Source organism: Embleya sp. NPDC025285, assembly GCF_055558835.1.
This window is the reverse complement of record NZ_JBVHLU010000009.1, coordinates 160,599-170,143: the sequence shown is the minus strand read 5'-3', so window position 1 is coordinate 170,143 and position 9,545 is coordinate 160,599. Positions and strand designations below refer to the sequence as shown.

10 protein-coding genes are annotated in these 9,545 nt (G+C 72.0%); 2 read left to right on the top strand and 8 right to left on the bottom strand.

Going from position 1 to position 9,545, the window contains the following annotated elements; all coding sequences use genetic code 11:
• Positions 1-146: 146 nt before the first annotated feature.
• The 3 genes from ACZ4FV_RS08750 to groES form a co-directional block, all read right to left on the bottom strand.
• A complete protein-coding gene (locus ACZ4FV_RS08750) occupies positions 147-965 on the bottom strand; it encodes an SDR family oxidoreductase (RefSeq protein WP_395871631.1) in 819 nt (272 codons plus the stop codon).
• 185 nt (positions 966-1,150) lie between these two features.
• Positions 1,151-2,779, bottom strand: coding sequence for a chaperonin GroEL (groL, locus tag ACZ4FV_RS08745; RefSeq protein ID WP_395871633.1), 1,629 nt, complete (start codon positions 2,777-2,779; stop codon positions 1,151-1,153).
• 134 nt (positions 2,780-2,913) lie between these two features.
• Positions 2,914-3,222 (bottom strand): co-chaperone GroES, encoded by a 309-nt coding sequence (groES, locus tag ACZ4FV_RS08740; protein WP_161359282.1) that lies wholly within the window; start codon positions 3,220-3,222, stop codon positions 2,914-2,916.
• Between the two features lie 245 nt (positions 3,223-3,467).
• Between groES and ACZ4FV_RS08735 the strand changes: the two genes are divergently transcribed.
• Positions 3,468-4,706 carry a THUMP-like domain-containing protein gene (locus ACZ4FV_RS08735; protein WP_395871635.1) on the top strand — a complete coding sequence of 413 codons (1,239 nt, stop codon included), beginning with the start codon at positions 3,468-3,470 and terminating at the stop codon, positions 4,704-4,706.
• Here the strand turns inward: ACZ4FV_RS08735 and ACZ4FV_RS08730 are convergent.
• From ACZ4FV_RS08730 to tsaB, 5 genes are all read right to left on the bottom strand, one after another.
• Positions 4,694-5,587: a polysaccharide deacetylase family protein gene (locus ACZ4FV_RS08730; protein WP_395871637.1), complete on the bottom strand. Its 894-nt coding sequence runs from the start codon at positions 5,585-5,587 to the stop codon at positions 4,694-4,696. The genes ACZ4FV_RS08735 and ACZ4FV_RS08730 overlap by 13 nt on opposite strands.
• 335 nt (positions 5,588-5,922) lie before the next feature.
• Positions 5,923-6,198 carry a hypothetical protein gene (locus tag ACZ4FV_RS08725; protein WP_395871639.1) on the bottom strand — a complete coding sequence of 92 codons (276 nt, stop codon included), beginning with the start codon at positions 6,196-6,198 and terminating at the stop codon, positions 5,923-5,925.
• Positions 6,199-6,256: 58 nt separating this feature from the next.
• Positions 6,257-7,300 (bottom strand): tRNA (adenosine(37)-N6)-threonylcarbamoyltransferase complex transferase subunit TsaD, encoded by a 1,044-nt coding sequence (gene tsaD / locus ACZ4FV_RS08720; RefSeq protein ID WP_395871641.1) that lies wholly within the window; start codon positions 7,298-7,300, stop codon positions 6,257-6,259.
• Positions 7,293-7,781, bottom strand: coding sequence for a ribosomal protein S18-alanine N-acetyltransferase (gene rimI, locus ACZ4FV_RS08715; protein ID WP_395871643.1), 489 nt, complete (start codon positions 7,779-7,781; stop codon positions 7,293-7,295). The genes tsaD and rimI overlap by 8 nt, the downstream gene beginning before the upstream one ends.
• Before the next feature lie 131 nt (positions 7,782-7,912).
• Positions 7,913-8,596: a tRNA (adenosine(37)-N6)-threonylcarbamoyltransferase complex dimerization subunit type 1 TsaB gene (gene tsaB, locus ACZ4FV_RS08710; protein WP_402238228.1), complete on the bottom strand. Its 684-nt coding sequence runs from the start codon at positions 8,594-8,596 to the stop codon at positions 7,913-7,915.
• 173 nt (positions 8,597-8,769) lie between these two features.
• On the opposite strand from tsaB, the gene ACZ4FV_RS08705 reads away from it, so the two are divergent.
• Positions 8,770-9,390, top strand: coding sequence for a L,D-transpeptidase (locus ACZ4FV_RS08705; RefSeq protein WP_395871648.1), 621 nt, complete (start codon positions 8,770-8,772; stop codon positions 9,388-9,390).
• Positions 9,391-9,545 lie beyond the last annotated feature (155 nt).

Here is a 9,545-nt window from a genome sequence, read left to right as displayed (position 1 = left end):
CAGTGTGGGAAGACCCTTTTCCCCCCCCACGCTGTTTTTCGGGTGGGGGTGGGGGGGCGGGCCGCCGAGCTTGGGCGCGGCCCGGCACGTGTCACCACGAGCCGCGGCACGTGTCACCACAGCAGCGCCGAGGCGCTCGCGATCGCCTACCGGAGGGCGGACATGTCCATCTCCCACACCTTCGGCCAGTCCTTGCCCCGGAACGCCGCGTCGGTGCCGCCGTCGCAGAAGACCACCGAACCGACGAAGAAGCTCGACTCGCCGCCGAGCAGGAACGCCACCAGCGCGGCGATCTCCTCCGGCCGACCGCCGCGGCCGGCCGGGATCGTGTTCAGGAACATCTCCATGCCCTCGGCGGTCAACGGGTCCTTGCGGCCCTCGGCCGTCATCGGCGTCTCGATCAGACCCGGCGCGATCGCGTTCAGTCGGATGCCGTCGGCGATGTACTCGGCGCATTTGGTCCGCGCGTACCACGCGAGCGCGGCCTTGGTCGCGGGATAGGCCTGGAGCGCGGCGAACTCGCCGAACGCCTCGGTCGCCGCCGTCGCGCCCGCCTCGTCGCCCGCCAGACACAACTCGGCCACCTCCACCGGCCAGTTCGGCTGGGCGGTCGTCGAGTTCGAGCTGATCAGCACGACGGACGCGTTCGTGCCGGCCGCGAGCAGCGGACGCAGCCCCTCCAGGAGCGCGATCGCGCCGAAGTAGTTCACCGATACGAGCAGACCGCCCGGGCGCCCGGTGGCCGCCGCCAGACCCGCGAAGGGCACGAAGCCGTCGAGCGCGCCGCCGGACAGTTCGGTGACCCCGGCGATCGCCTCGGCGCGACCCTCGGCCGTGCTCAGGTCCACCTCGACGTCGGCGTCGTGCAGGTCGACGCCGATCACCCGGTGGCCGTCCGCCTCCAGCCGGGCCTTGGTCGCGGCGCCCAGACCCGAGGCCGCTCCGGTGATCGCGTAGGTACCCATGTCTCTCCTTCGATGGTGCTCGACCGACGGCGCTCGACGGCAGTCGCCCGGCCGACTCCTGACGGTCCGTCAGTTGACGGCTCCCGGCACTCTCGCAGATCGGGCCGGCACCGGAAAGGCCGACGGGCCCGACCGCTGCGAAGCGGTCGGGCCCGTCGGGGTGTCGCGAGGCGTCGCGGGTGGAACTAGTGCGAGTGGCCGTGGCCGCCGTGGTTGTGCGCGGCGGGCTCTTCCTCGGCCGGCTTCTCGACGACCAGGGTCTCGGTCGTGAGCAGCAGCGACGCGATCGACGCGGCGTTCTGCAGCGCGGAACGGGTCACCTTGACCGGGTCGATGACGCCCGAGTCGACCAGGTTGCCGTACTCGCCGGTCGCGGCGTTGAAGCCGTGCCCGATGCCGAGCTCCTGCACCTTGTTGACGATGACGTAGCCCTCGAGGCCCGCGTTCTCGGCGATCCAGCGCAGCGGCTCGACCGCGGCGCGACGCACGACCGCGACGCCGGTCGCGATGTCGCCGGTCTGGCCGAGGTTGTCGGCGAGCACGGAGACGGCGTGCACCAGGGCGGTGCCGCCGCCGGCGACGATGCCCTCCTCGATGGCCGCGCGGGTCGCGGAGACCGCGTCCTCGAGACGGTGCTTCTTCTCCTTGAGCTCGACCTCGGTGGCCGCGCCCACACGGATCACGCACACGCCGCCGGCCAGCTTCGCGAGGCGCTCCTGGAGCTTCTCGCGGTCCCAGTCGGAGTCGGTGTCGTCGATCTCGCGCTTGATCTGCTTGACCCGGTCCGCGATCGCGGCGGCGTCGCCGGCGCCGTCGACCAGGGTGGTCGCGTCCTTGGTGATGGTGATGCGACGGGCGCTGCCCAGCACCTCCAGGCCGACCTGGTCGAGCTTGAGGCCGACCTCGGGGGCGATGACCTGACCACCGGTCAGGATCGCCATGTCCTCCAGCATCGCCTTGCGGCGGTCGCCGAAGCCCGGGGCCTTGACCGCGACGGCGTTGAACGTGCCGCGGATCTTGTTCACGACCAGGGTCGACAGCGCCTCGCCGTCGACGTCCTCGGCGACGATCAGCAGCGGCTTGGACGCGCCGGCCTGGATGATCTTCTCGAGCAGCGGCAGCAGTTCGGCGATGGCCGAGATCTTGCCCTGGTGGATCAGGATGTACGGGTCGTCGAGGACGGCCTCCATACGCTCCTGGTCGGTGACCATGTACGGCGACAGGTAGCCCTTGTCGAACTGGAGGCCCTCGGCGAACTCCAGCTCCAGACCCATGGTCTGGGACTCCTCGACGGTGATGACACCGTCCTTGCCGACCTTGTCCATGGCCTCGGCGATCAGCTCGCCGATCTGCTGGTCCTGCGCCGAGAGCGCGGCGACGGCGGCGATGTCCTCCTTGCCGTCGATCGCGCGGGCGGTCTTGAGCAGCTGCTCGGATACCGCGGCGACCGCGAGGTCGATGCCCTTCTTCAGGTCCATCGGGGCCGCGCCGGCGGCCACGTTGCGCAGACCCTCGCGGACGAGCGCCTGGGCCAGGACCGTCGCGGTGGTGGTGCCGTCACCCGCGATGTCGTTGGTCTTGGTCGCGACTTCCTTGGCCAGCTGCGCGCCGAGGTTCTCGTACGGGTCCTCGAGCTCCACCTCACGGGCGATCGTCACGCCGTCGTTGGTGATGGTCGGGGCACCGAACTTCTTGTCGATCACGACGTTGCGGCCCTTGGGGCCGAGCGTGACCTTGACGGTGTCGGCCAGCGCGTTGACGCCGCGCTCCAGCGACCGCCGGGCCTTCTCGTCGAACTGGAGGATCTTCGCCATGAGGGTCTTCGTCCTTAAAGGTTGCTAGTCGACGTCGTACAACCGACTCCGCCCCGGGTCCACCGGCCGACAAGGCAGGGCGATCCGGGGCGGGGTCGTCGAACCGTCACCGGTTCCGGCGCGTCAGCGCGATGTCACTTCTCGATGATCGCGAGCACGTCGCGAGCCGAGAGAACGAGGTATTCCTCGCCGTTGTACTTCACCTCGGTGCCGCCGTACTTGCTGTACAGAACGGTGTCACCGACGCTCACGTCGAGCGGCAGACGCTGACCGTCCTCGAAACGACCCGGGCCCACAGCCAGGACGACGCCCTCCTGGGGCTTCTCCTTGGCGGTGTCCGGGATCACGAGACCCGACGCGGTGGTCTGCTCGGCCTCAAGCGTCTGGACCACGATGCGGTCCTCGAGCGGCTTGATGGCAACCTTGGTGTTGGCGGTCGTCACGATGCGACCTCCCCCTTCGGAGATCTCACGGAAAAATGTCTGTCGGCGATGGGACAGATCCGTCGTCGCGGGTGCCGGACCTGCTCGTATCGCACTGGCACACTCATGGGGAGAGTGCCAGCACAGACACTAGGTGGCGGTTAGCACTCCGTCAACCAGAGTGCCAGATTCAGCGCGTCGGACCGCATTGTTCATACCGGTGGCCTTCCCGACGGGGGCCGGCGGCGCTCGGCGAGAATGGGCGCGTGCACACCGAAGCTTTCACCGCGCTGCTGACCGACGAGGGCCGTTCGCTGTTGGACCTGCTCGCCGACCACGAGATCGGCGAAGAGCTGTCGTTGGCCACCCGGCTGCGTCGGGAGCACTCGCCGGAGCTGGTGGCCGCCGCGCTCACCCAGTCCCGGCTGCGGCAGCGCGGGCGGGCCAAGTTCGGTGCGGACGCGGCGCGGATGTACTTCACACCCCATGGGCTGGAACAGTCCACCCGCACCTCGGTGGCCGAGCACCGGGCCGCCCGGCTGGTCGCGGCCGGCGGGATCGACCGGGCCGTGGACCTGTGTTGCGGCATCGGCGGCGACGCGCTCGCGCTGGCCCGCGCCGGGATCGCCGTGCACGCGGTCGACCTGGACCCGCTGACCTGCGCGGTCGCCCGGGCCAACGCCGACGCGCTGGGCTTGGCGCACCTGCTCACCGTCGAGTGCGCGGACGTGACCGAGGTGGAGTTGGGCGGGTACGACGCGGCGCTGATCGACCCGGCGCGGCGCACCGCCCGGGGCCGCACCTTCGACCCCCGGGCGTACTCGCCGCCGTTCTCGTTCCTGACCACGCTCGCCGCCCGGGTGCCGTGCGGCGCGGCCAAGGTCGCGCCCGGCATCCCGCACGAGATCGTGCCCGAGGGCATGGAGGCCGAGTGGGTCTCCGATCGCGGCGACGTCAAGGAGGCGGTGTTGTGGTGGGGCCGGCTCGCGCGCGGCGGCCTGCGCGCCACCGTGCTGCCCGCCGGCGCCGCGCTGGCCTCGGGCCCGGCTCGCCGGGCACCGGTGGGCCCGGTCCGCCGCTACCTCTACGAGCCGGACGGCGCGGTGATCCGGGCGCACCTGGTGGCCGAGGTGGGCGAGTTGGTGGACGGCAACCTGGTGGACGAGACGATCGCCTACCTCGCCTCGGACAAGCTGGTCGCCACCGCGTTCGCGAGCGTGTACGAGATCACCGACGTGTTGCCGTTCAATCTGAAGCGGCTCAAGGCCCTGTTGCGCGAGCGCGGCGTCGGCAACCTCACGGTCAAGAAGCGCGGCTCGGCGGTCGAACCCGAGGAGGTCCGCCGCCGGGTCGGGCCGACCGGCCCGAACGCGGCCACGGTGCTGCTGACCCGGGTGGCGGGCGCGCCCACGATGTTGATCGGGCAGCCGGTGTCCCCGGGGCAGCCCACCGGCCCGGGCCTCGGCGGGGTGCTCGACCGGCCGGGAGGACCTCAACCGATGTAGTCCTCCAGGCGCGCGACCGTGTAGCCCTGGGCCTGGATCTTGCGCAGCATGTTGCCGAACATCTCGGTCATCGTGGTGCCCTTGAGCTCACCGGGCCCGCGGAAGTGGGCCAGGATGATGTCGCCCGGGTGCAGCTTCTTCTCGCCGACGTACTGCATGTCGTTGATCTGCATCGACTCCCGCCACTTGACGATCGCGTCGATCCCGCCGCAACCACCGGCCACCGTCTGCGTGGTCGCGTTCCAGTTGCCGTACGGCGGGCGGAACAGCGTCGGGCGCTTGCCGTAGATCTCGGCGAGCCGGTCCTGCTGACCGCAGATCTGGTGCTTCTGCGCCTCCGCGCCCAGCGTCTTGAGGTCCGGGTGGGACAGCGTGTGGTTCTGCACCGTGGCGCCGAGCGCCTGGAGCTTGCGGAAGTACTCCGGGTCCTGCCGCACGTAGGTGTCGTTGAGGAACATCGACACCGGGATCCGCAGGTCCCGCATCATGTCGAGAAACCCGGGATCCTTCTCCGCCCCGTCGTCGATCGTGATGAACACGATCTTCTCCTCGGTGGGGATCTTGTCCACCACCGGCGGCTGGGGCCCGCCGGCCTTGATCGGCTTGACCGCGGGCGGGGCGGGCGGCGGGGTGAACGGCTTCAGGTTCCACTTCGCGGCAAGCGCGGCGGCGTCGGCGCCCGGGGTGTCCGGCTTCGCGGCGGGAGTGGGCCTGGTCGGGTCGGTGGACGCGCCGCCGGTGGGCCGGCCGGTGCCCTTGACCGCGGCGGTGTCGTCGGAGCCGCCGCAGCCGGTCAGCGCGACGAGCAGCGCACCGGCCAGGCCGATCAGGGCCGAGGTGCGGGCCGCGCCCCGCCGCTTTTGTACCGTTCGATGCGCCACTGTCGCCGGACCCTTTCGTTCGTGTGCTCCGATCGCGCCCACGCTACGCGTCGCGGCGGCCTGTCACGGTCCGGACAAGGGCTGTTCAAGGGACTGTCGAAGGACTGTTGAGCAGCCGATGAGCTGGGCACACTCCCGGCAAGGCCAATGGCACGTGCGGCGGCACGCAGCCATCAGCCAAGGCACTCGGCCCGCGTCCGGCTTGCGAATGGCCTCCTCGTCGGACGCGGGTCGAGTGTTGCGCGGAACCGGACGCCGGACTCCGACGCGGACCGGCAACTCCGCCGCGGACCGGAACGCCCACTCGCGCGTGTCGGCCCGAACGCGGCGCCCGGTCAGGGGCCGACGCTGAGCCGTTCGAAGCTCCACGCGTGCGGCGTGCGGGCGACCAGCGCGGCCGGGGGGTCCGGCAGCGACACCGGCTCGCCGGTCCACAGCGCGATCACCACGACCCGGTCGCCGTCCCGCTCGTCGGAGGAGGCGAACACCTCGACCCGTTCCAGGCCGGGCGCGTCGACCAGGACCGGCAGCGCCGCGGCGTGCACCCACGCGGCCAGCGCCGCTCCCCCGCCGGCCTCGGCCCTGGCCTCCCACATCGCCGCGATCGCCATCTCGCCTCTCCCGTTTCCACCGTTCCCGAACCGTCGTACTCCGCGTGAGCGCCCGCGCCTACGACAGCGCCTGGGTCACCGTGACCGGCATCGAGGAGTCGGCCGGGATGGACAGCGTGGAGGGGGCCCGGTCCCGGGCGACCATCTCGGCGCCCAGCGCGGCGACCATCGCGCCGTTGTCGGTGCACAGGCCCGGCCGCGGCACCCGCAGCACGATCCCGGCCGCGTCGCAGCGCTCCTGCGCCAGGGCGCGCAACCGCGAGTTGGCCGAGACGCCGCCGCCCATCATCAGGTGCTCGACGCCGTTCTCCTTGCAGGCGCGGATCGCCTTGCGGGTCAGCACGTCCACCACCGCCTCCTGGAAGGAGGCCGCGACGTCGGCCACCGGCACCGCCTCGCCGGCCCGCTGCCGGGCCTCGACCCAGCGCGCGACCGAGGTCTTGAGGCCGGAGAAGGAGAAGTCGAAGGGCGCGTCGCGCGGTCCGGTCAGCCCGCGCGGGAAGGCGATCGCGGTTCGGTCGCCCTCGCGCGCCCGCCGGTCGATCACCGGTCCGCCCGGGAAGCCGAGCCCGAGCACCCGCGCGACCTTGTCGAACGCCTCGCCCGCCGCGTCGTCGATGGTCGACCCGAGTGGCCGCACGTCGGCGGTGATGTCGGGCACCAGGAGCAGCGAGGAGTGTCCGCCGGAGACCAGCAGGGCCATGCACGGCTCGGGCAGCTTGCCGTGCTCCAACTGGTCCACGCACACGTGCGAGGCCAGGTGGTTGACGCCGTACAGCGGCTTGTCCAGCGCGACCGAGTAGCCCTTCGCCGCCGCGACGCCGACCAGCAGCGCCCCCGCCAGGCCGGGGCCGGAGGTGACCGCGATCGCGTCGATGTCGCGCATGGTGACGCCCGCGTCGGCGAGCGCGCGGCGCACCGTGGGCACCATCGCCTCCAGGTGCGCGCGGCTGGCCACCTCGGGCACCACCCCGCCGAACCGGGCGTGTTCGTCGACGCTGGAGGCGACCGCGTCGGCGAGCAGCGTGGTGCCGCGCACGATGCCGATGCCCGTCTCGTCGCACGAGGTCTCGATGCCCAGGACGAGTGGTTCGTCAGCCACCGGTGGCCGTTCCTTCCCGACGTTCCTTGAGATCGCGGCGCATCACCAGCGCGTCCACGTTGGCGGGCTGGTAGTAGCCCCGCCGCACGCCGATCCCCTTGAATCCGAAGCGCTCGTAGAGCGCCTGTGCGCGGGCGTTGTCCACGCGCACCTCCAGCAGTACGTCCCGACAGCCGCGTTCGAGCGCCAGATCGAGCAGTTCGGTCAACAACACCGAGCCCAGGCCCGTCCCCCACCGATCGCGGCGCACCCCGATCGTCTGCACGTCGCCCTCGTCGCCGATCACCGCGAGCCCGGCGTACCCGGCGAGCGCCCCGGTCTCGTCCTCGGCCACCACGTAATAGCGCAACTCGGGCTCGGACAACTCGGACCAGAACATCCCGGCCGACCACGCGTCCTCGGCGAACAGTTCGTGTTCGAGTCGCATGACGGCCTCGATGTCCCACCACCGCATGCGCCGCAGTCGAGGGCCGGATTCCATGCCGGGAGTCTATCGACTGCCCCACCACCCCTTGAGCCCGATCGATCGGGCCGGCCCGGGGCGGGGCGACCGACAGGGGGCCGGCAGGGGTGCCGGGGCGGGGTGGGGCCGGCGTCGCGGATCGGTGACCGTCAGGCCCGGGGCGGCGGTCCGTCGGGGGTGACGGCCTTGTAGCCCGCGGGGACCTGCGCGTCGGGGCGGCGCAGGTACAACGGCTCGGGGGCCGACAGGGCCTCCCCGGCCGCCAGTCGCCGTACGGCGAACGCCGCGAGCGCCGCCGCGTCCGGGTGCTCCGGCGCACGCGCGTCGGTGAACGTGCCCGCGTACAACGCGGCGCCCGCGCCCACCGCCGGCAGCTTGGTGACGTCCTCGGGCAGGTCGCCCGCGCGATCCACCGCCGGGCCTTGCGCGCGCGCACCCGCTTCGTCGTACCGCGCCCAGTAGACCTCCTTGCGGCGTGCGTCCGTCGCCGCCACGAACGGCCCGGTGACGGTGCCGTCCCGGCGGGCCGCGTACGCGAGCGCGTCGAGGGTGCACACGCCGTACACGGGGATGCCGAGCGCGTCGCCCATCGCGAGCGCGGTCACGATGCCCACCCGTAGGCCGGTGTACGGCCCGGGCCCGACCCCGACCGCGATGGCGGTGACGTCGGAGCGGGTTCGGCCCGCCGCGCGCAACACGTCGGCGATGCCGGGCGCGAGCAGTTCGCCCTGCCGACGGGCGTCGACCCGGGTGGAATCGGCGAGGACGGCGGAATCGTCGTGGAGGGCGACCGTGACGGCCGGGGTGGCGGTGTCGAAGGCGAGCAGCAGCACGGCACCAGGCTACCGACCGCGCGCCGTGCTCTCGTCCGCCGCGCCCGCGGGACGCGCGGGTGCGCGGGGCGCCGCGGGCTGCCGGGAAGGAAAAGTGGACCCGGCTCCAACGCGCGGGCGGTGCCTGCCGGCACCATGGAGGCCACCACACGGCGGAAGAGGGACCCAAGGCAATGGCGAAGCGGCTCAACCCGGGCGTGGCCGTCGCGGGCATCACCATCGCCGCACTGGTCGGCGTCGGCTTCCTCGCGGCGCAGGCCGCGAACTCGGCACCGGACAACCGGGGGATAGCGCGCACGAACACGCCGACCCCCACCGCCCCGTCCGGGGCGACCGCGCCCCCGGTCTACGTACCGCCGCCGGTGCCCGCGGGCTCCGGCACCGGCAAGCGGGTCGTCTACGCGATCAAGGACAGCCACGTCTGGCTGGTCGACGAGGCCGACCGCACGCTGCGCGAATACCCCGTCGCGAACGCGCCGGTCAAGCCGCAACCGGGCTCGTACCAGGTGACCCTGAAGAAGGAGGAGGCGCAGACCGGCAGCGACAACCTCCGGATCACCTACTCGGTGCGCTTCGGCGCGGTACAGGGCATCCCGCTCGGCTTCGCCGCGACGGACACTCCGCTGGACAAGATCGACACCGGCGCCAAGCCCGGCCCCTCCCCCAGCGGCACCGCACGCCCGAAGGCCTCCACGTCGCCGGCCAAGAGCGCGGGTATCCGCTCCAAGCCGGACGACGGCGCGGCCCTGTGGGCCTTCGCCCCGGTCGGCACACCCGTCATCGTGGTGCCCTGACCGCACAGGTCCGATTCACCACGCCACGCCCACCATTGCCCCATTCAGCGGCGATTCCCGTGCTTTGCCCACATATCATCAGGATGATGATCCCTCCGGTCACACCAGCCCCATCGGGCACACGCGGCTGACCGACAGGGCCCGTCAGGGCAATG